The organism is Citrobacter sp. MGH106 (assembly GCF_001037495.1).
GTDB classification, from domain to species: domain Bacteria; phylum Pseudomonadota; class Gammaproteobacteria; order Enterobacterales; family Enterobacteriaceae; genus Citrobacter; species Citrobacter murliniae.
The window spans coordinates 350,318-370,351 of record NZ_KQ089822.1 but is presented as its reverse complement, the minus strand read 5'-3'; the positions used below and the strand labels follow the sequence as shown (position 1 = coordinate 370,351).

Below are 20,034 nucleotides of genomic sequence, written 5' to 3'. Positions count from 1 at the left end.
ATGAATCTTTTAATACGCGCAATATTCAGTCTGCTGTTGCTCTTTCTGATTTCTATTCCTGTCATTTCTGACTGCGTTGCAATGGCCATTGAAAGCCGTTTCAAATATATGATGCTGCTTTTTTAATTACCTTTCCTTGTCGGCATCCGCATTGCTACCGTCGGATGCCGATAAACACTCACATGGTTAATCATTTCACTCTTCTGTTATCTATAATGACGAGTGACTAGAATTAAATGTGAGAAATCATGCAAACGGAACATGTCATTTTGCTGAATGTAAAGGGAATTCCCTCGGGTACGCTGGAAAAATATACCGCGCACACGGCTGATACCCCATTACATCTGGCATTTTCATGCTGGCTTTTTAACCGTGAAGGCCAACTATTAGTAACCCGCCGCGCATTGAGTAAAAAAGCGTGGCCCGGCGTGTGGACCAACTCGGTTTGCGGTCACCCACAGCAGGGAGAAAGTAATGAGGAGGCGGTGATCCGTCGTTGTCGCTTTGAGCTGGGTGTGGAAATAACGCCCCCCGAGTCAATCTATCCTGATTTCCATTACCGCGCCACCGACCCGAATGGCATCGTCGAAAACGAAGTGTGCCCGGTTTTTGCCGCACGAATTACCAGTGAATTGCTGCCAAACAGTGATGAAGTGATGGATTATCAATGGTGCAATTTATCGTGTGTTTTGCGTGGAATTGATGCTACGCCATGGGCGTTCAGTCCGTGGATGGTAATGCAGGCGACGAATAGCGAAGCGAGAAATATGTTGTCTTCTTTCGCGCAGCAAAAGTAAAAAACCCCGACAAATGCCGGGGTTGCGTGCTTTCGCGTAATGCTTATTTTACCGGACGCATAGCCGGGAACAGGATCACGTCGCGAATGGTGTGACTGTTAGTAAACAGCATAACCATACGGTCAATACCAATGCCCAGGCCAGCTGTCGGCGGCAGACCGTGTTCCAGAGCGGTTACGTAGTCTTCATCGTAGAACATCGCTTCGTCATCACCAGCATCTTTGGCGTTAACCTGATCCTGGAAACGCTGCGCCTGATCTTCTGCATCATTCAGCTCGCTGAAGCCGTTACCGATTTCACGTCCACCAATGAAGAATTCGAAGCGGTCAGTGATTTCCGGGTTTTCGTCGTTACGACGCGCCAGCGGAGACACTTCTGCCGGATACTCAGTAATGAAGGTCGGTTGAATCAGATGCGCTTCCGCAACTTCTTCAAAGATCTCCGTTACGATACGACCCAGACCCCAACTCTTCTCAACCTTGATACCGATAGATTCAGCAATAGCTTTAGCTGAGTCGAAGTTGTCCAGATCCGCCATATTGGTTTCCGGGCGGTATTTCTGAATCGCTTCGCGCATGGTCAGTTTTTCGAATGGTTTACCAAAGTCGAAAACTTCATCGCCGTAAGGCACTTCAGTCGTACCCAGAACGTCCTGTGCCAACGTACGGAACAGAGACTCGGTCAGTTCGATCAGATCTTTATAGTCCGCATAAGCCATGTAGAGTTCCATCATGGTGAACTCTGGGTTATGGCGAACGGAGATCCCTTCGTTACGGAAGTTACGGTTAATTTCGAACACACGCTCAAAGCCGCCAACCACCAGACGCTTGAGGTACAGTTCCGGCGCAATACGCAGGTACATGTCCAGATCAAGCGCATTATGATGGGTGATGAACGGACGCGCTGCGGCACCGCCTGGGATCACCTGCATCATCGGAGTTTCAACTTCCATAAAGCCGCGACCAACCATGAACTGACGAATGCCCGCCATGATCTGTGAACGCACTTTAAAAGTATTACGGGATTCATCGTTGGAGATGAGATCCAGGTAACGCTGACGATAACGCGCTTCCTGATCCTGCAAGCCGTGGAATTTATCCGGCAGCGGACGCAGAGCTTTGGTCAGCAAACGCAGTTCGGTGCAATGAATAGACAGTTCACCAGTTTTAGTCTTGAACAACTTACCTTTCGCACCGAGGATGTCGCCCAGATCCCACTTTTTGAACTGCTCATTGTAGACGCCTTCCGGAAGATCGTCGCGTGCAACGTACAGCTGAATACGCCCACCAACGTCCTGCAGCGTAACAAAGGATGCTTTACCCATAATGCGGCGGGTCATCATACGACCAGCAACAGATACCTCGATGTTCAGCGCTTCCAGCTCTTCGTTTTCTTTCGCGTCGAAGTCAGCGTGCAGTTGGTCTGAGGTATGATCGCGACGGAAATCGTTCGGGAACGGGATCCCCTGCTCGCGCAGGTTGGCCAGCTTCTCACGGCGCGTTTTCAGTTCATTGTTAAGGTCGGCTACCGCGTCAGCGCCCTGTGCGTGTTGTTCAGACATTTTGGTTCCTCATAACCCTGCTTTCAAACTTGCTTCGATAAATTGATCCAGGCTGCCATCCAGCACCGCCTGCGTGTTACGGGTTTCAACCCCGGTACGCAGGTCTTTGATGCGGGAGTCATCAAGGACATAAGAACGAATCTGGCTACCCCAGCCGATATCGGACTTGGTGTCTTCCATCGCCTGTTTCTCGGCATTCTTCTTCTGCATTTCCAGTTCATAAAGCTTTGCTTTCATTTGCTTCATGGCCTGGTCTTTGTTCTTGTGCTGGGAACGGTCGTTCTGGCACTGCGTCACTATCCCGGTAGGGATATGGGTGATTCGCACCGCAGATTCCGTACGGTTAACGTGCTGGCCGCCCGCACCGGAGGCACGATACACGTCAATACGCAGATCCGCCGGATTGATGTCGATATCGATATCATCGTCGACTTCCGGATATACAAATGCAGAGCTGAACGACGTATGGCGGCGACCACCGGAATCGAACGGACTTTTACGTACCAGACGATGCACACCGGTTTCAGTACGCAGCCAGCCGTAAGCGTAATCGCCAGCAATTCTGATGGTCACGGATTTAATACCCGCCACTTCACCTTCAGATTCTTCAATAATTTCTGTTTTAAAGCCGCGTGCTTCAGCCCAACGCAGATACATACGCATCAGCATGCTTGCCCAGTCCTGGGCTTCAGTACCACCAGAGCCAGCCTGAATATCGAGATAGCAGTCGGCACTGTCGTATTCGCCGGAGAACATGCGGCGGAATTCCAACTGCGCCAGTTTATCTTCCAGCGTATCGAGTTCAGCAACGGCTTCGTTAAAGGTTTCTTCGTCGTCGGCTTCTACAGCCAGCTCCAGCAGGCCGGAAACATCTTCCAGGCCCTGGCTCATCTGGTCGAGCGTGTCGACAATGGCCTCAAGGGAGGAACGTTCTTTGCCCAGCGCCTGAGCGCGATCTGGTTCATTCCAGACGTCTGGCTGTTCCAGCTCGGCGTTTACTTCTTCCAGACGCTCTTTCTTGGCATCATAGTCAAAGATACCCCCTAAGAACGTCAGAGCGCTCCGTGAGGTCCTGAATGCGGTTATTTACCGGATTAATTTCAAACATGGTCTGATTTCTTTTATTGGACTAGTCAAAATGCGGTGATAAGAGCGGGATTGTACCCAATCCACGCTCTTTTTTATAGAGAAGATGACGCTAAATTGGCCAGATATTATCGATGATGATTTGCAGGCTTCGGTTACCGCGAAACTCGTTGATATCCAGCTTATAGGCAAGCGTAACTTCACGAACGCCGTTGTCCGGCCAGCAACTGGTATCAACATTAAACGCAATACCGTCGAGCAGTGGCCCTCCGTCAACGGGTTCCACCATCACCTTCAAATGACGCTCGCCGACCAGGCGTTGCTGAAGCAAGCGAAAACGCCCGTCAAACAGCGGCTCCGGGAACATTTGTCCCCACGGTCCGGCATCACGCAACATTTGCGCGACCTCCATGGTCATTTCCGCTGCACTCAACGGGCCATCCGACACGACTTCCCCCTGCAGTAAAGCTGGGTCGAGCCATTCAGTCACCAGCTCACCAAAGCGTTGCTGGAATCGTTCAAACTGTGCTTCCTCCAGCGATAAACCAGCCGCCATAGCGTGGCCGCCAAACTTAAGGATCATGCCCGGATAGAGAGTATCCAGCCGCTCCAGCGCATCACGCATGTGCAGTCCCTGAATTGACCGACCAGAACCTTTAAGCGTGCCGTCACCGGCAGGAGCAAAGGCGATTACCGGACGATGAAAACGCTCTTTTATGCGCGATGCCAGAATCCCTACCACCCCCTGATGCCACTCAGGATGATACATTGCCAATCCACCGGGCAACGCCTCACGACTACGCTCAAGCTTCTCGCACAACGTCAGCGCTTCCATCTGCATACCCTGCTCAATTTCTTTGCGCGTCTGGTTGAGTGCATCCAGTTCATTGGCAAGCACTCGCGCCTCGCCAATGTTATCGCACAGCAATAGTGCAACACCGACGGACATATCATCCAACCGACCAGCCGCATTCAGGCGTGGACCCAGCGCAAAACCTAAATCGCTGGCGGCCAGCTTTTGCGGATCGCGGTTCGAAATCTCAAGCAGCGCCTTAATACCAGGACGACATTTTCCTGCGCGAATACGGCTTAACCCTTGCCACGTCAGGATGCGGTTATTCGCGTCCAACGGCACAACGTCGGCAACCGTGCCTAATGCCACCAGATCAAGCAAATCCGCCAGGTTTGGTGGTGCGATACCGCGTTCATCAAACCAACCTTTATCACGCAGGAAGGTGCGCAGTGCCAGCATCAGGTAAAAGGCAACACCAACACCCGCCAGCGATTTCGACGGGAATTCACAGTCGTGCAGGTTAGGGTTGATGATGGCTTCTGCATCCGGCAGGGTATCTCCAGGCAGGTGGTGATCGGTCACCACCACCGGTATCTTCAACGTTCTGGCATGTTCAACACCAGCGTGGGAGGAGATGCCGTTGTCGACAGTCACAATCAGTTGGGCGCCCCGGGCATGTGCCTGATCCACCACTTCCGGGCTTAAACCATAACCGTCTTCAAAGCGGTTGGGCACCAGGTAGTCAATGTTGCTACAACCCAATGCACGCATAGCCAGGATGCTCAGCGCCGTACTGGTCGCGCCATCAGCGTCGAAATCCCCCACTACAATTATGCGAGTTCCCTCGCGAAATGCGTTATAGAGGATCTCAACCGCTTTTTCGACGCCGTTCAAATGCTGCCACGGCAACATCCCTTTCACGCTACGCTCAAGCTCCTGGGCACTGCGTACACCACGACTGGCGTACAAACGACGTAGCAAAGGCGGTAATTCTGCAGGCAGTTCAGCTGTCTCGTCGGCTTCACGTCGACGAAGTTGTATCTGTTGTTTCACGCGAATTATTTACCGCTGGTCTGTTTTTGGTGCGCATCCAGGAACGCTTTCATCTCTTTTGGTCCCTGGTAGCCTGGAACAACATAGCCGTTGCTCAGGACAATCGCCGGAGTTCCACTCACGCCAAACTGCACTCCCAGCGCGTAATGGTTAGCAATATCCACATCGCAGGTCGCCGGTTTCACACTCTTGCCTGCCATAGCATCATCAAAGGCTTTGTTTTTGTCTTGCGCGCACCAGATAGACTTCATGTCCTGCTCGGCCTGGCTCTCCAGTCCCTGACGCGGGAAGGCCAGATAGCGCACGGTGATCCCCAGCGCATTGTAGTCTTTCATCTCTTCATGCAGCTTGTGGCAGTAGCCGCAGGTGATGTCGGTGAAAATGGTGATAACGTGTTTTTCCTGCGGCGCTTTATAGACGATCATCTCTTTTTCCAGCGCGTTCAGATGTTTCATCAGCAGCTGATTGGTGACGTTCACCGGACTTGCGCCACTTACGTCGTACATCGGTCCCTGAATAATATGCTTACCGTCTTCAGTGACGTACAGCACACCACTGTTGGTCAGTACGGTTTTCATTCCCGCAACTGGGGCGGGCTGAATTTCGGTGCTTTGTACGCCCAGCTTAGTTAATGACTGGCGAATCGCCGCATCGTCTGCATGCACCATGCCTGAAAACGCCGTAGCCAGCAGGGTGAGCATCATAAAACGTTTTTTCATAACCTATCCTTTCCTGTCAGCACTCACGCTCGCGGGTGATGCTGTTGATGTAATTGACGCAAGCGCTCCGTTGCGACATGAGTATAAATCTGTGTGGTTGAGAGATCGCTATGCCCAAGCAGCATCTGCACCACGCGCAAGTCAGCGCCATGGTTGAGCAAATGCGTAGCAAAAGCATGCCGCAACACATGTGGTGACAGCTTTTCGCTGTCTATCCCCGCTAACACAGCATAGTGTTTAATACGATGCCAAAAGGTCTGACGGGTCATTTGTTGTGCACGCTGGCTGGGAAATAACACGTCAATCGAGACGCCATTCAGCAACCACGGACGACCATGTTCCAGATAAGTTTCCAGCCAGTACACAGCCTCTTCACCCAGTGGTACGAGCCGCTCTTTGTTACCTTTACCGATCACGCGCACCACGCCCTGACGTAAGCTAACATCACTCATTGTCAGCCCCACCAGTTCTGAAACGCGCAAACCCGTCGCATACAATACTTCCAGCATGGCTTTATCACGTAGCTCCAGCGGCTGTTCAATCAGCGGAGCCTGCAACAACCGTTCTACCTGTGCTTCACTGAGATCTTTCGGCAGACGCTGCGGCAGTTTAGGTGAGGCGAGCGAGGCGCTGGGATCATCGTCGCGAAATTTTTCGCGGTACAAATGCTGAAAAAAACGCCGCATTGCACTCAATAATCGCGCGGAACTGGTGGCTTTATACCCGCCATCCATCCGCTCGGCCAGCAGTGCCTGCAGGTCATCACTTTGCGCTGTCGCCAACGATACACCACGATGGTGTAGCCATTCGACAAGCATGGTCAGATCGCGACGATACGCACTTAACGTATTCTCCGCCAGATTTCGTTCCAGCCACAGGGCATCAAGAAATTGCTCGATGCGCGCCAGATCCTGTTCCACTCGCGCCCCTTATATCATTCTCACTTTTGATGCATTATGCCTCATTGTGCCGCGATTGCGGCGATTCTGATACACTACCCGCAACGCTACAGCAGAATTGAGATGTTTACGTAATGAACATGGGTCTTTTTTACGGTTCCAGCACGTGCTACACCGAAATGGCAGCAGAAAAAATCCGCGATATCCTTGGTCCCGAGCTGGTGACATTACACAACCTCAAGGATGATTCCCCGACCTTAATGGAGCAGTACGACGTGCTCATTTTGGGTATCCCAACCTGGGATTTCGGTGAAATTCAGGAGGACTGGGAAGCGGTCTGGGATCAGTTGGATAACCTCAACCTGGAAGGCAAAATTGTCGCGCTTTACGGCATGGGAGATCAACTGGGGTACGGCGAATGGTTCCTGGATGCGCTGGGTATGCTGCATGATAAACTCGTCACCAAAGACGTAAAGTTTGTCGGCTACTGGCCAACAGAGGGCTATGAATTCACCAGCGATAAACCCGTCATTGCCGATGGGCAGTTGTTTGTTGGTTTAGCGTTGGATGAAACCAACCAGTACGATCTCAGCGATGAACGTATCCAGGCCTGGTGTGAACAAATTCTCGGAGAAATGGCCGAGCACTGGTCCTGAGTTGCTTCTGACTGACGGTTAAGGTCTGTAGCCTTACCGTCAGTGTTATTTCTGCGGCGCCTGTTGCAACATTAACCGCCGTAAATCCCGCCACTCAGCGTCATCCATACTGTCCGCCGCCAGCCACAGATGCTGACGTTTTCCGGCCTCTGAACGCAATCGCAACATCATGCCTGTTTTAATCATCCAGGGTGCGCTGACGATAGTCCACTCTTGCCCTTGCCAGCGTAGACGACCATCCATCAAGAGTCTGATCTCTCCCTGACAGGCGTTAATACGACGCTGGCTGCGCACGCTGTCGAACACTACAAGAGAGAGCAACACCAGCCATAATGGGGTGTAGCTCAATGGCCAGGGCATCAATAAAATAAGCACCGCGACCAGCCCGTGAATAAGTAACGAAAGCCACTGTGCGCGCCATGAAACGCGTAAATCAGATTGCCACTGGACCACGTTCCCGATTCCGTGTCTGGATGAGCCGTACCATCTGCTCCAGCTGTGGATCAGCCGGTTTCCCATGATTCATCAACCAATTAAATAAATCCGGGTCATCACATTCCAGCAGACGGATAAAGATCCGTTTTTCGTCGTCACTCAAGTTGTCATACTCGTGTTCGAAAAACGGCATAATTGAAATGTCCAACTCACGCATGCCGCGACGGCATGCCCAATGAATACGTGCTTTGTTGTTAATATCCATGTTCTTCTCTCTGTCTCACGAAAACGAAGTACTCGGCTATTGTAACGTGTTTTTCACGCTCTTTTGCGGGAATATCCGTAATCGGAAGCACGAACGCAAAATAAAACCACATTAAGTTAAAGGGTTCACCATTTTTGGATGTCTCTTCGCAAAGCTTAATATATGGCACAAATAGGGTGTTTAAACCGCTTGCAATGGGCTATAGCTCTTTTACCATTAGTCATTATTACTGCGTTAAGCAAATCAGGACATTATTATGGCTTTTACATCTTTTCCTCCTCGCCAGCCTTGTGCGTCAACTCGTTTGCCTCTGACGCTGATGACGCTTGATGACTGGGCTCTCGCCACCATTACGGGTGCCGACAGTGAGAAGTATATTCAGGGTCAGGTCACTGCGGATGTCAGCCAGTTGACCGAGCACCAGCATGTGCTGGCAGCTCATTGTGATGCCAAAGGCAAAATGTGGAGCAACCTACGTTTGTTCCGTCACGGTGACGGATTTGCGTGGCTTGAACGCCGCAGTCTGCGCGACACTCAGCTTACTGAGCTGAAAAAATACGCCGTTTTCTCCAAAGTGGTGATTGCCCCTGACGACGAGCGCGTTCTGCTGGGCGTCGCTGGGTTCCAGGCACGTGCAGCGCTGACCGGCCTCTTTAATGAACTACCGGGCAGCGATAAACAGGTAATTACCGAAGGCACATCCACGGTATTATGGTTCGAACATCCAGCCGAACGTTTCCTGCTGATCGTCGATGTCGCAACGGCAGAAATGCTCGTCGAGAAACTTCGCGGCGAAGCAGAGTTAAATAACAGTCAACAGTGGCTGGCGCTGGATATCGAAGCAGGAATTGCGGTGATTGATTCCGTCAACAGCGGGCAGTTTATTCCGCAGGCTACTAATCTACAGGCTCTGGGTGGGATCAGCTTTAAAAAAGGCTGTTATACCGGCCAGGAGATGGTCGCCCGTGCGAAATTCCGCGGCGCCAACAAACGCGCGCTTTGGTCGCTGGCAGGCGCCGCCAGTCGGGTGCCGGAAGCCGGTGAAGACCTGGAACTAAAAATGGGTGAAAACTGGCGCCGTACGGGTACCGTTCTCGCTGCGGTGCAACTGGCAGATGGTCAGTTGTTGGTACAGGTTGTGATGAATAACGACATGGAAGCCGACAGCGTGTTCCGCGTTCGTGACGACGCCAAAACATTGCATATTGTACCGCTGCCGTATTCGCTGGAAGAATAAAAGAATAATGCCTGCTGGCACGCAGACTTATGGCCTACTATCCCGTAGGCCAGATGTGGCGTTAGCGGCCATCCGGCATTAAGCCTGCCCCACGTACAAGTAAATTGCCAGGAAGTGGCAAACGCTGCCCCCCAGCACAAACCCGTGCCAGATAGCATGGTTGTATGGGATACGTTTGCAGACGTAGAAAATGACGCCCAACGAATAAATCACACCGCCAACCGCCAACAACGTCACGCCGCCTACCGCCAGTTTTATCGCCAGTTGATATACCACAATCAGTGATAGCCAGCCCATTGTCAGGTAGGTCACCAGCGACAGGATCTTAAACCGGTGGGCGATGGTCAGTTTGAACAAAATACCGAGCAGAGCAAGGCTCCAGATAACAACCATCAGCCCTCGCGCCAGCGGTGAATCCAGGCCCACCAGCAGAAATGGCGTATAGGTCCCGGCGATCAGCAGATAAATAGCGCAGTGGTCGAATTTTTTCAGCCAGACCTTCGCTCTCTGATGCGGAACCGCGTGATACAAGGTTGAGGCGAGGAACAGCAGGATCATACTGCCGCCATACAGGCTATAGCTGGTAATGGCCATAGCGCTGGCATTGGTATCCACCGCCTGAACCAGCAACAGCACCAGTCCAACGATCCCAAACACCAGCCCGATACCGTGACTGATGCTGTTGGCTATTTCCTCAGCCAGCGAATATCCCTGCGCGATTAATGGTTTCTGAACCATAAGTTACTCCGGAGAAACGAACACTTTCGTGATTGCGTCTCTAGCGTAACTGAGAATGGTTCCAGTGAACACCTGTTAGCTAAAATATTTACCAGATAATAAATAATTAATATAAATCATATAATTAGTTTTTATTTTTCAGCTAACATCCGTACCAAAACACTCAAAGACATTTAAAATCAATCACATAAAATTGCGTTTGATGCGGATAGATCTCTGCAATCACGCGCTTAAGCTCATCAAGCGTCATATTTTCCTGCCGGGCATGTTTTTCCGTCAGCGTATCAAGTGTGATAGTCGATGTACCGACAACTTCGATAGTGCAGAAATAGCCGTCATCTTCGAAGCGCCCAACTCGCAGGATGTCGCCCGTTTTGAAATGTGATTCGGACTCATCGCGTATAGTGATTGTTTTGCGTCCGGCCAGAATGTCATCCTGGAAACGCTGAAAAAAAGTGATGTCATTTGGCTGCATGTTATTATCCCTGTAAATGAAGTCTGATGAGTGAGTTTTGCCATTGTGAGTATGTTCTCCCACGCCGCCATCGCCAGTCTCAACAATCTTGAGATGCTGGTCTACAACTATGTCATCAAGAACCGTGACAAAGTCATGTACATGACCATCCGCGAACTGGCCGACGCTGCTGGAGTCTCCACCACCACCGTACTGCGCTTTTGTCGCAAACTGAAGTGTGAAGGTTACTCGGAGTTCCGCGTACGCTTTAAATTATATTTAGAACAGAATGAACCACAACAGAGTAATTTTGGTGCCAGCGAAATTATCAGCTTCTTTAAAGGCGTGAATAACGACGAGTTTGATAATCTACTCAATCAAGCTGTCGATATTATATTATCTTCCGAACGTATTATATTTGTTGGCGCAGGTACCTCAGGAGCCTTAGCAAAATATGGTGCTCGTTTTTTCTCTAATGTAGGAAAATTCAGCAACCATATTGATGATCCTTATTTCCCGGTTACCAATGATATGGCCCGAAACGCACTGGCAATCGTCCTTTCCGTTTCCGGTGAAACAGAAGAGATCCTGCGTTTCGCCAGCCAGTTCAGCCTGCACAACTGTAAAGTGCTCTCTGTCACCAGCCATGAACACTCACGACTGGCGAAGCTGGCTGACTTTAATCTCTCCTGGCACGTCCCACAGACCCGAATTGCGGGCGTATATGATATTACTACGCAAATCCCCGTCATTTATATTCTGGAATCACTCGGACGAAAACTGGCGAAAAAATTAGTGTAAAAAACAATCTGTTTTTTTGATGTAACAAATCACATTGGCGCTATTTTGTTATATCGTGACATTTATCTTTCCTTTGTTAGACTCAAAATCAGATTGTATTAATTTGAGACTGAGCGCAGATGAAAAAACTTACCTTACCGAAAGATTTTTTATGGGGCGGCGCGGTTGCGGCGCATCAGGTTGAAGGCGGCTGGAACAAAGGCGGCAAAGGGCCCAGCATTTGTGACGTACTCACCGGCGGTGCCCACGGCGTTCCGCGCGAAATCACCCAGGACGTTGTACCAGGCAAATACTATCCGAATCATGATGCGGTCGATTTTTACGGTCACTACAAAGAAGACATTAAGCTGTTTGCCGAAATGGGCTTCAAATGCTTTCGTACATCCATAGCCTGGACCCGTATATTCCCGAAAGGCGACGAAACCCAACCGAACGAAGAAGGACTGAAGTTCTACGACGACATGTTCGATGAACTGCTTAAGTACAAGATCGAGCCAGTCATTACCCTCTCCCACTTCGAAATGCCGCTACATCTGGTACAGCAATACGGTAGCTGGACCAACCGCAAAGTTGTCGATTTCTTTGTTCGGTTTGCTGAAGTCGTCTTTGAACGCTATAAGCATAAGGTCAAATACTGGATGACCTTCAATGAGATAAACAACCAGCGTAACTGGCGCGCTCCATTGTTCGGCTATTGCTGTTCAGGCGTGGTGTACACCGAGCATGAAAATCCGGAAGAAACCATGTACCAGGTACTGCATCACCAGTTTATTGCCAGTGCACTGGCGGTGAAAGCAGCGCGTCGCATCAATCCACAAATGAAAGTCGGTTGTATGCTGGCGATGGTCCCTCTGTATCCTTTCTCCTGTAAGCCGGAAGATGTGATGTTCGCGCAGGAATCAATGCGTGAACGTTATGTCTTTACCGATGTTCAACTTCGCGGCTATTACCCGTCTTATGTGCTTAACGAATGGGAACGTCGTGAATTCACCATCAGAATGGAAGATGGAGATGAGCAGATCCTGCGTGAAGGCACCTGCGATTATCTTGGCTTCAGCTACTACATGACCAACGCCGTGAAAGCGGAAGGCGGCAGCGGAGATGCAATTTCCGGTTTCGAAGGCAGCGTGCCTAACCCACACGTCAAAGCCTCCGACTGGGGCTGGCAGATTGATCCAGTAGGTCTGCGCTATGCTTTATGCGAATTATATGAGCGCTATCAAAAACCCCTGTTTATCGTAGAAAATGGCTTTGGCGCATACGACAAAGTAGAAGAAGACGGCAGCATTAACGACGATTACCGTATCGACTACCTACGAGCCCACGTTGAAGAGATGATGAAAGCCGTTACGTATGATGGCGTGGATCTGATGGGATACACGCCGTGGGGCTGCATCGACTGCGTCTCTTTCACTACCGGCCAATACAGCAAACGCTATGGCTTTATCTACGTGAACAAGCACGATGACGGTACCGGCGACATGTCGCGTTCGCGCAAGAAGAGTTTTAACTGGTACAAAGAAGTAATTGCCAGCAACGGTGAGAAGCTTTAACCACACAGGATAAAACGTACTTACCTGCGTGATGCCAGGTAAGTACGTAAACAAAGAGATCACCAGGTTTTACCGATTTTAAATTCCCAACGTACATTTTCCATTTTGGTCGCCGATTTGGCTTCTTGCATTACAGGGAAGAATGAACCAAAACCAAGCCATACATTTATTGAATCAATAGCAACATTAAAAGAGGGGCCGATAGCCCACTCGGTGGTACCTGAATGATTATTTATCACATGGCCCGTTGAGAGTTCCCGGGTACCTGAATCATTATGGCTATATGTACTCTCCACTCCAATATCCCACGGCATTTCGCTACACATATAGCGGAGTTGGGTATTCCATTGAAACTCATTTCCACGTTTAACCTCCTGATTTCCCCGTTCAAACGGACCCTGGAATATAAAATCCATATCACCTTTAATATTCGGGGTAAAAAACGTCGTTAAAGAAACTGATGCCCGAGCACCCCACGCCCCATTACCGGGTAAATGGTTATCTCCATCCTGTCCTGTCGGTAGCAACACCGCGCCACCAACTGTTAGCCAAAATGGCGCCCCCGCCCGCTGGCTCAATAATGCATAACTCAGACCAACTGACTGATCGCCTAACCCTTCTATGTGTTCGGGAGACATATTGTCGCGTCGATTGTTAATATAAGACCCAACAGTCACACCTTCGAGCCTGTCAGTAAAACCGTAACGAATTTTAAGTAGCCATATTTGTGAGTAGATATCAGGGCTTCCACTGCCTTTTATTTGATCATCCTTATCACGGAATGAACTGTTTACTGCTGTCAGTAACATTCCCTGCGGGAGTAACGCTCCCCCTGAAATTGCTGTATTAACAGGAGCACCTAACAACTTACTGGGGGGTGATGGCTTATCCATTATTTCCGCCCCCAGTGAATTCATAGATACAAAACATATTATTAATGATAATAAATTTAATCTCTTCATCATTCCTTCCTGAAATGAAAAATAAAAACACCGAAATAACTTCACAATAAATACATTTGAATCACTTATGGAATTTAATACGCTATAAATCAAAGAGGATTTAAAACCAAGCGAATTTAATGTACTGGAAATTATGCGGGAAAATTGAGATACAAATTCCGATTTAAGAGTTTATATGCTTCGCTGAAAGAGAATTTATTTACTTCCGTATCTCTGTCGCCAGATTCGGTATTTTCTCAGAGGGCTAATACTGGATGGCGTCCTTGTAAATGCAAATTATCAGGAAAACCAATTCATGGCACTGCCGGTTCAACACCTGTGGAGAACGGCAGTCCGTTGCATAAATCTACGGAACGGGTTGCGAACCTGTGTTCCGATTAGCGCAACGCCGTCCGGCAATGAACACATTACTTCCCTCCTGCCAGCTCCAGAAAACTCCCCGTAACATAAGATGCTTTCTCACTTAACAGCCAGGCGATCGCCTGAGCGACCTCTTCCGGTTGCCCGCCACGCTGCATCGGTAACATAGACTTCACACGATCAACTCTGCCTGGCTCACCGCCAGAGGCATGCATTTCGGTGTAGATAAGGCCAGGACGCACGCAATTCACACGTATCCCCTGTGCCGCCACCTCAAGTGCCAGACCGGTGGTGAGCGTATCTACCGCCCCTTTCGACGCAGCATAATCGACGTACTCAAAAGGGGCGCCAAGCCGCGATGCTGCCGAAGAGACATTAACAATTGCCCCACCCTGACCACCATGTTTTAAAGACATCCGCTTTACGGCCTCCCGACAACAGAGGAAATATCCAGTGACGTTAGTAGCCAGTACACGATTAATACGCTCGGCGGATAAGTTTTCCACAGTACTCTGTTCAAACAAAATCCCGGCATTATTCACCAGTGCAGTTAGTGGTTCTCCTTCGCGGTCGATGGCTTCAAACATCGCCATAACCTGATTTTCATTACTGATATCTGCCCGCAGGGTAAACGCCTTACCACCCGATGCGATAATGCTATTCACGACTTCTGTTGCGGCAAGAATATTGTGGTGAAAGTTAACCGCGACCGTGTAGCCCTCTTCTGCAAGTTGCCGCGCAGTGGCGCGCCCAATACCGCGACTGCCGCCTGTCACTAATGCGATTGCCATTTCGTATTCTCCAGAAATAAAAAAGCCGGGTGGCGCATGCGCTTACCCGGCCTGTCGTTCATACCTCAGGTATTACTGATATTCGCTCATCGGCACGCAGGAGCAGAACAGATTACGGTCACCGTAAACGTCATCAAGACGCTTCACTGTCGGCCAGTATTTATTCGCAACACCTGTCGGGAACACCGCTATTTCGCGGCTATAACCGTGATTCCACTCAGCAACCAGTTCGTTCTGCGTGTGCGGAGAGTTAACCAGCGGGTTATCTTCCAGTGACCACTCGCCTGCTTTCACGCGATCGATCTCTGCGCGGATTGCAAGCATCGCATTAATAAAGCGATCCAGTTCCACTTTACCTTCAGACTCCGTTGGTTCCACCATCAGCGTACCCGCCACCGGGAAAGACATAGTCGGCGCATGGAAGCCGTAGTCGATCAGGCGCTTAGCAATATCCAGTTCACTGATGCCGGTTTCTTCTTTCAGTGGGCGAATGTCGAGAATACACTCGTGCGCCACACGGCCATCGCGACCGGTATACAGTACCGGATAGGCATCTTTCAGACGGCTGGCAATGTAGTTGGCATTCAGAATCGCCACCTGGCTCGCCTGTTTCAGACCTTCTGCCCCCATCATGCGGATATACATCCAACTGATTGGCAGAATAGATGCGCTGCCGAACGGTGCAGCAGAAACTGCGCCCTGACGGGTGAGCATACCTTCAATCTGTACAACACTGTGCCCCGGTACAAACGGTGCGAGGTGCGATTTAACACCAATTGGTCCCATACCCGGACCACCGCCGCCGTGCGGAATGCAGAAGGTTTTATGCAGGTTAAGGTGCGATACATCCGCGCCGATAAAGCCCGGCGAGGTGATACCGACCTGGGCGTTCATGTTCGCGCCATCCAGGTAAACCTGACCGCCATACTGATGCACAATCTCACACACTTCACGGATGGTTTCTTCATAGACGCCGTGAGTGGACGGATAGGTCACCATAATGCAGGAGAGGTTTTCGCCCGCCTGCTCAGCTTTGGCACGCAGATCAGCCAGATCGATGTTGCCGTTTTTATCACAAGCCACTACTACCACCTGCATACCCGCCATCTGCGCGGAAGCAGGGTTAGTACCGTGAGCAGAGGCCGGGATTAGACAGATATCACGATGCCCTTCGTTACGACTTTCGTGATAATGACGAATAGCCAGCAGGCCCGCATATTCGCCCTGTGCACCGGAGTTCGGCTGCATACAAACGGCATCATAACCGGTCAGTTTTACCAGCCAGTCGGACAGCTGACCAATCATTTGCTGGTAGCCTTCCGCCTGTTCCGGGGGGCAGAACGGATGCAGTTCAGCGAATTCTGGCCAGGTAATTGGGATCATCTCGGCGGCAGCGTTCAATTTCATGGTACAGGAACCCAGCGGGATCATCGCCTGGTTCAGCGCCAGATCTTTACGCTCCAGCGAATGCATATAGCGCATCATCTCGGTTTCGCTATGGTAGCGATTAAATACCGGATGGCTCAGGATCGCATCATCGCGCAGCATGCTGTCCTGAATAGAACGGCTGTCGAGGGCCACGTCTTTATCCAGAGCATCAATGTTCAGACCGTGGCTGTCGCCCAGCAGGACACTGAACAACTGCACGACATTTTCACGGGTGGTGGTTTCGTCGAGCGTAATACCTACCGCGTTATGAATATCACTGCGCAGGTTGATTTCTGCCGCTTCAGCGCGCGCCAGTACGGCAGCTTTGTCGGTTACTTCTACGCACAGGGTGTCGAAGTAGTGTGCGTGACGCAACTTCAGCCCTTTCTGTTGCAGACCTGCCGCCAGAATATCGGTCAGGCGATGGATACGATTCGCAATGCGTTTCAGTCCAACCGGGCCATGATAAACGGCATACAGGCTGGCGATGTTTGCCAGCAGAACCTGCGAGGTACAAATGTTGGAGTTCGCTTTCTCACGGCGGATATGTTGTTCGCGAGTCTGCATCGCCATACGCAGAGCAGTGTTACCCGCTGCATCTTTCGATACGCCGATAATACGGCCTGGCATGGAGCGTTTGTATTCGTCTTTTGCCGCAAAGAATGCCGCATGCGGGCCGCCATAGCCCATCGGTACGCCAAAGCGCTGTGCAGAGCCAAACACAATGTCGGCGCCCTGTTTGCCCGGAGCAGTCAGCAGCACTAACGCCATAAAATCAGCCGCAACGCTGACCACGACTTTACGGGATTTCAGTTCAGCAATCAGTTTGCTGTAGTCGTGAACTTCACCGGTGGTACCAACCTGTTGTAACAGAACGCCAAACACATCCTGATGATCCAGCGCTTTTGCCGCATCATCAACAATGACATCAAAGCCAAAGGTTTCCGCACGGGTGCGAACCACATCCAGCGTTTGCGGATGAACATCAGAAGCGACAAAGAAACGGTTGGCATTTTTTAGTTTGCTGACGCGTTTTGCCATCGCCATAGCTTCCGCTGCGGCAGTGGCTTCATCCAGCAGAGAAGCGGAAGCCATATCCAGACCGGTCAGATCCAGCGTGACCTGCTGGAAGTTCAGCAGCGCTTCCAGACGACCCTGGGAAACTTCTGGTTGGTACGGCGTATAGGCGGTGTACCAGCCTGGGTTTTCCAGCATGTTGCGCAGAATAACTGGCGGCAATTGCACGGCGGTATAGCCCATGCCAATGTATGACGTGAAGCGCTTGTTACGTCCGGCAATGGCTTTTAATTCAGCCAGCGCAGCGTATTCGGTCGCCGCCTCGCCCACCTGCGGCGGGGTTGCAAGCTGAATGTCTTTCGGCACAATCTGGCCGATCAGCGCGTTTAACGACTCGGCGCCAACCGCATTCAGCATCTCTTGCTGCTGCGCGGCGTCCGGTCCGATGTGGCGTTCAATGAAAGCGCCGCTGTTTTCAAGCTGGCTTAACGTCTGTGTCATGGGCGATGGTTCCTGAAACGTGCAGTGAATCGTAGGTGTATCTACTTACCTGAATACACGAAATAATTCTCGTTGCAGGACACAACGGCTTCCTGCAACGTGAAGAATGAAGCGTATTTACTCGTCTTCTAACAGTGCTTCATATGCAGTCGCATCCAGCAGCGACTCTATTTCGCTTTCATCGCTGGCCTTGATCTTAAAGATCCAGCCACCGGTATATGGCTCGCTGTTCACCAGTTCCGGGGAATCACTGAGCGCGTCGTTAACCGCAACAATTTCACCGCCCACCGGCGCATAAATGTCGGAAGCCGCTTTTACGGATTCTGCAACAGCGCAGTCATCGCCTGCGCTGACAGTCGCGCCAACTTCTGGCAGATCAACAAAAACCATATCGCCCAACAGCTCCTGAGCGTGTTCGGTGATACCAACGGTGTAAGAGCCATCAGCTTCTTTGCGCAGCCATTCGTGTTCTTTACTGTATTTCAGTTCTGCTGGTACGTTGCTCATCAATCAATCTCCAAAAAGGATGAATCACGCGACGGCTTTGCCGTTACGCACAAAAATAGGTTTAGTCACTTTTACCGGCATTTCACGGTTGCGGATCTGCACTATCGCTGTCTCGCCGATACCTGCTGGAACGCGCGCCAGCGCGATGCTGTAGCCCAGCGTTGGAGAGAATGTACCGCTGGTGATAACTCCTTCCTGCAGGTTGCCCTGAGCATCAGTGAAACGCACTGGCAGTTCATTACGCAGTACACCTTTCTCCGTCATCACCAGGCCAACCAACTGTTCATGGCCTTTTTCACGTTGCATTTCCAGCGCTTCGCGGCCAATAAAGTCACGGTCAGCAGGCTCCCACGCAATAGTCCAGCCCATGTTGGCCGCCAACGGAGAAACACTCTCATCCATTTCCTGGCTGTACAGGTTCATACCTGCTTCCAGGCGCAGCGTATCACGTGCCCCCAGCCCGCAAGGCTTAACACCGGCTTCCACCAGCGCGCGCCAGAAATCCGCCGCTTTTTCATTCGGCATGGCAATTTCATATCCCGCTTCGCCGGTATAACCAGTGGTCGCGATAAACAAGTCACCAGTCTGCACACCGAAGAAAGGCTTCATGCCCTCTACCGCATGACGTTGTTCTTCATTAAACAGCGTGGCTGCTTTTGCCTGCGCATTTGGCCCTTGCACCGCAATCATCGACAGGTCGTCACGAACGGTAATGTCGATGGCATAAGGTTCAGCGTGTTGGGTAATCCAGGAGAGGTCTTTTTCGCGGGTGGCGGAGTTTACAACGAGGCGGAAGAAGTCTTCAGTGAAGTAGTAGACGATCAGGTCATCTATCACGCCACCCGAAGCGTTAAGCATACCGGAATAAAGGGCTTTGCCGGTTTTCGTCAATTTCGCGACGTCGTTTGCCAGTAGATAGCGCAAGAACTCCCGGGTGCGGCTTCCGCGCAGATCGACGATGGTCATATGCGAAACATCAAACATACCAGCATCGGTGCGGACAGCATGGTGCTCATCGAGCTGAGAACCATAATGCAGGGGCATCATCCAGCCATGGAAATCAACCATGCGCGCGCCACATAGCGTGTGTTGTTCGTACAAAGGAGTCTGTTGAGCCATCTTTTCCTCGTTGAATAAGCGGGGCTACCAACTCTTTCGTGGTGAAATCTTCGCCACGAAACCCAGCACCGCAGCCGCTCCGGGGGCTGCGACGCAAACGTTCTCTTTGCCTTGAACTTACCACCGAAATAGACGCTAAACCATAAGTCAAAATTAACCATCACATTAGCTTATGACTAAAAATGACAGGATCTGCATCAGAATAAAAAACCACACAAAGGCCATTAAATCAGCGCAATTGATATGAACATGTTGAAATAACCAGCACCAATCCATATTAAATATGGAAAAAATGTTAAAAA

20 protein-coding genes are annotated in these 20,034 nt (G+C 50.7%); 6 read left to right on the top strand and 14 right to left on the bottom strand.

Going from position 1 to position 20,034, the window contains the following annotated elements; all coding sequences use genetic code 11:
* Complete coding sequence (yqfG, locus tag SK36_RS24535; RefSeq protein WP_136345252.1) at positions 1 to 126, top strand: protein YqfG; 126 nt, start codon at positions 1 to 3, stop codon at positions 124 to 126.
* Between the two features lie 122 nt (positions 127 to 248).
* Positions 249 to 797: an isopentenyl-diphosphate Delta-isomerase gene (idi, locus tag SK36_RS01725; RefSeq protein WP_048220599.1), complete on the top strand. Its 549-nt coding sequence runs from the start codon at positions 249 to 251 to the stop codon at positions 795 to 797.
* Positions 798 to 840: 43 nt separating this feature from the next.
* Here idi and lysS read toward each other — a convergent pair whose 3' ends face one another.
* The 5 genes from lysS to xerD all read right to left on the bottom strand — a co-directional run bounded on the left by lysS (position 841) and on the right by xerD (position 6,929).
* Positions 841 to 2,358: a lysine--tRNA ligase gene (gene lysS / locus SK36_RS01720; protein ID WP_045447234.1), complete on the bottom strand. Its 1,518-nt coding sequence runs from the start codon at positions 2,356 to 2,358 to the stop codon at positions 841 to 843.
* A gap of 9 nt (positions 2,359 to 2,367) precedes the next feature.
* A protein-coding gene (gene prfB / locus SK36_RS01715; RefSeq protein ID WP_136345251.1) for a peptide chain release factor 2 occupies positions 2,368 to 3,466 on the bottom strand; the annotation gives its coding sequence in 2 pieces (ribosomal slippage) (positions 2,368 to 3,390 and positions 3,392 to 3,466; 1,098 coding nt in all).
* A 90-nt stretch (positions 3,467 to 3,556) separates the two neighbouring features.
* Positions 3,557 to 5,290, bottom strand: coding sequence for a single-stranded-DNA-specific exonuclease RecJ (gene recJ / locus SK36_RS01710; protein ID WP_048220598.1), 1,734 nt, complete (start codon positions 5,288 to 5,290; stop codon positions 3,557 to 3,559).
* A 5-nt stretch (positions 5,291 to 5,295) separates the two neighbouring features.
* A complete protein-coding gene (dsbC, locus tag SK36_RS01705; protein WP_045447244.1) occupies positions 5,296 to 6,009 on the bottom strand; it encodes a bifunctional protein-disulfide isomerase/oxidoreductase DsbC in 714 nt (237 codons plus the stop codon).
* A 23-nt stretch (positions 6,010 to 6,032) separates the two neighbouring features.
* A complete protein-coding gene (xerD, locus tag SK36_RS01700) occupies positions 6,033 to 6,929 on the bottom strand; it encodes a site-specific tyrosine recombinase XerD (protein ID WP_045447247.1) in 897 nt (298 codons plus the stop codon).
* A gap of 113 nt (positions 6,930 to 7,042) precedes the next feature.
* On the opposite strand from xerD, the gene fldB reads away from it, so the two are divergent.
* Positions 7,043 to 7,564 carry a flavodoxin FldB gene (gene fldB, locus SK36_RS01695; RefSeq protein ID WP_048220597.1) on the top strand — a complete coding sequence of 174 codons (522 nt, stop codon included), beginning with the start codon at positions 7,043 to 7,045 and terminating at the stop codon, positions 7,562 to 7,564.
* Positions 7,565 to 7,609: 45 nt separating this feature from the next.
* Here the strand turns inward: fldB and SK36_RS01690 are convergent, their stop codons facing one another.
* Both SK36_RS01690 and sdhE read right to left on the bottom strand, forming a co-directional pair.
* Positions 7,610 to 8,017 carry a protein YgfX gene (locus tag SK36_RS01690; protein WP_045447253.1) on the bottom strand — a complete coding sequence of 136 codons (408 nt, stop codon included), beginning with the start codon at positions 8,015 to 8,017 and terminating at the stop codon, positions 7,610 to 7,612.
* On the bottom strand, positions 7,998 to 8,264 hold the full coding sequence (gene sdhE, locus SK36_RS01685) for an FAD assembly factor SdhE (RefSeq protein WP_045447256.1): 267 nt from the start codon (positions 8,262 to 8,264) through the stop codon (positions 7,998 to 8,000). The genes SK36_RS01690 and sdhE overlap by 20 nt, the downstream gene beginning before the upstream one ends.
* 256 nt (positions 8,265 to 8,520) lie before the next feature.
* Here sdhE and ygfZ point away from each other — a divergent pair, with 256 nt between their 5' ends.
* Entirely contained in the window at positions 8,521 to 9,501 is a 981-nt protein-coding gene (gene ygfZ, locus SK36_RS01680) for a tRNA-modifying protein YgfZ (RefSeq protein WP_045447259.1), read from the top strand.
* 78 nt (positions 9,502 to 9,579) lie between these two features.
* Here the strand turns inward: ygfZ and trhA are convergent, their stop codons facing one another.
* Complete coding sequence (gene trhA, locus SK36_RS01675) at positions 9,580 to 10,239, bottom strand: PAQR family membrane homeostasis protein TrhA (protein ID WP_045447262.1); 660 nt, start codon at positions 10,237 to 10,239, stop codon at positions 9,580 to 9,582.
* 163 nt (positions 10,240 to 10,402) lie between these two features.
* Entirely contained in the window at positions 10,403 to 10,714 is a 312-nt protein-coding gene (gene yqfB, locus SK36_RS01670; protein ID WP_045447266.1) for a N(4)-acetylcytidine aminohydrolase, read from the bottom strand.
* 51 nt (positions 10,715 to 10,765) lie between these two features.
* On the opposite strand from yqfB, the gene SK36_RS01665 reads away from it, so the two are divergent.
* On the top strand, positions 10,766 to 11,494 hold the full coding sequence (locus SK36_RS01665; protein ID WP_045449772.1) for a MurR/RpiR family transcriptional regulator: 729 nt from the start codon (positions 10,766 to 10,768) through the stop codon (positions 11,492 to 11,494).
* A gap of 119 nt (positions 11,495 to 11,613) precedes the next feature.
* Positions 11,614 to 13,047, top strand: coding sequence for a 6-phospho-beta-glucosidase BglA (gene bglA / locus SK36_RS01660; RefSeq protein ID WP_048220596.1), 1,434 nt, complete (start codon positions 11,614 to 11,616; stop codon positions 13,045 to 13,047).
* A gap of 59 nt (positions 13,048 to 13,106) precedes the next feature.
* Here bglA and SK36_RS01655 read toward each other — a convergent pair whose 3' ends face one another.
* The 5 genes from SK36_RS01655 to gcvT all read right to left on the bottom strand — a co-directional run bounded on the left by SK36_RS01655 (position 13,107) and on the right by gcvT (position 19,732).
* The gene (locus SK36_RS01655; RefSeq protein ID WP_045447272.1) at positions 13,107 to 14,009 is read right to left on the bottom strand and encodes a transporter; all 903 of its coding nucleotides are present in this window, start codon (positions 14,007 to 14,009) and stop codon (positions 13,107 to 13,109) included.
* A 407-nt stretch (positions 14,010 to 14,416) separates the two neighbouring features.
* Complete coding sequence (locus SK36_RS01650) at positions 14,417 to 15,160, bottom strand: SDR family oxidoreductase (protein WP_045447275.1); 744 nt, start codon at positions 15,158 to 15,160, stop codon at positions 14,417 to 14,419.
* A gap of 72 nt (positions 15,161 to 15,232) precedes the next feature.
* Positions 15,233 to 18,106: an aminomethyl-transferring glycine dehydrogenase gene (gcvP, locus tag SK36_RS01645; protein ID WP_048220595.1), complete on the bottom strand. Its 2,874-nt coding sequence runs from the start codon at positions 18,104 to 18,106 to the stop codon at positions 15,233 to 15,235.
* Between the two features lie 117 nt (positions 18,107 to 18,223).
* Positions 18,224 to 18,613 carry a glycine cleavage system protein GcvH gene (gcvH, locus tag SK36_RS01640; protein WP_045447282.1) on the bottom strand — a complete coding sequence of 130 codons (390 nt, stop codon included), beginning with the start codon at positions 18,611 to 18,613 and terminating at the stop codon, positions 18,224 to 18,226.
* Positions 18,614 to 18,637: 24 nt separating this feature from the next.
* Positions 18,638 to 19,732: a glycine cleavage system aminomethyltransferase GcvT gene (gene gcvT, locus SK36_RS01635; protein ID WP_048220594.1), complete on the bottom strand. Its 1,095-nt coding sequence runs from the start codon at positions 19,730 to 19,732 to the stop codon at positions 18,638 to 18,640.
* Positions 19,733 to 20,034: the final 302 nt, after the last annotated feature.

Coding starts and splice junctions, on each gene's coding strand:
- yqfG (WP_136345252.1), top strand. CDS start 1: ATGAATCTTTTAATACGCGCAATATTCAGTCTGCTGTTGCTCTTTCTG.
- idi (WP_048220599.1), top strand. CDS start 249: ATGCAAACGGAACATGTCATTTTGCTGAATGTAAAGGGAATTCCCTCG.
- lysS (WP_045447234.1), bottom strand. CDS start 2,358: ATGTCTGAACAACACGCACAGGGCGCTGACGCGGTAGCCGACCTTAAC.
- dsbC (WP_045447244.1), bottom strand. CDS start 6,009: ATGAAAAAACGTTTTATGATGCTCACCCTGCTGGCTACGGCGTTTTCA.
- fldB (WP_048220597.1), top strand. CDS start 7,043: ATGAACATGGGTCTTTTTTACGGTTCCAGCACGTGCTACACCGAAATG.
- sdhE (WP_045447256.1), bottom strand. CDS start 8,264: ATGGATATTAACAACAAAGCACGTATTCATTGGGCATGCCGTCGCGGC.
- ygfZ (WP_045447259.1), top strand. CDS start 8,521: ATGGCTTTTACATCTTTTCCTCCTCGCCAGCCTTGTGCGTCAACTCGT.
- trhA (WP_045447262.1), bottom strand. CDS start 10,239: ATGGTTCAGAAACCATTAATCGCGCAGGGATATTCGCTGGCTGAGGAA.
- yqfB (WP_045447266.1), bottom strand. CDS start 10,714: ATGCAGCCAAATGACATCACTTTTTTTCAGCGTTTCCAGGATGACATT.
- SK36_RS01665 (WP_045449772.1), top strand. CDS start 10,766: ATGTTCTCCCACGCCGCCATCGCCAGTCTCAACAATCTTGAGATGCTG.
- bglA (WP_048220596.1), top strand. CDS start 11,614: ATGAAAAAACTTACCTTACCGAAAGATTTTTTATGGGGCGGCGCGGTT.
- SK36_RS01655 (WP_045447272.1), bottom strand. CDS start 14,009: ATGAAGAGATTAAATTTATTATCATTAATAATATGTTTTGTATCTATG.
- SK36_RS01650 (WP_045447275.1), bottom strand. CDS start 15,160: ATGGCAATCGCATTAGTGACAGGCGGCAGTCGCGGTATTGGGCGCGCC.
- gcvP (WP_048220595.1), bottom strand. CDS start 18,106: ATGACACAGACGTTAAGCCAGCTTGAAAACAGCGGCGCTTTCATTGAA.
- gcvH (WP_045447282.1), bottom strand. CDS start 18,613: ATGAGCAACGTACCAGCAGAACTGAAATACAGTAAAGAACACGAATGG.
- gcvT (WP_048220594.1), bottom strand. CDS start 19,732: ATGGCTCAACAGACTCCTTTGTACGAACAACACACGCTATGTGGCGCG.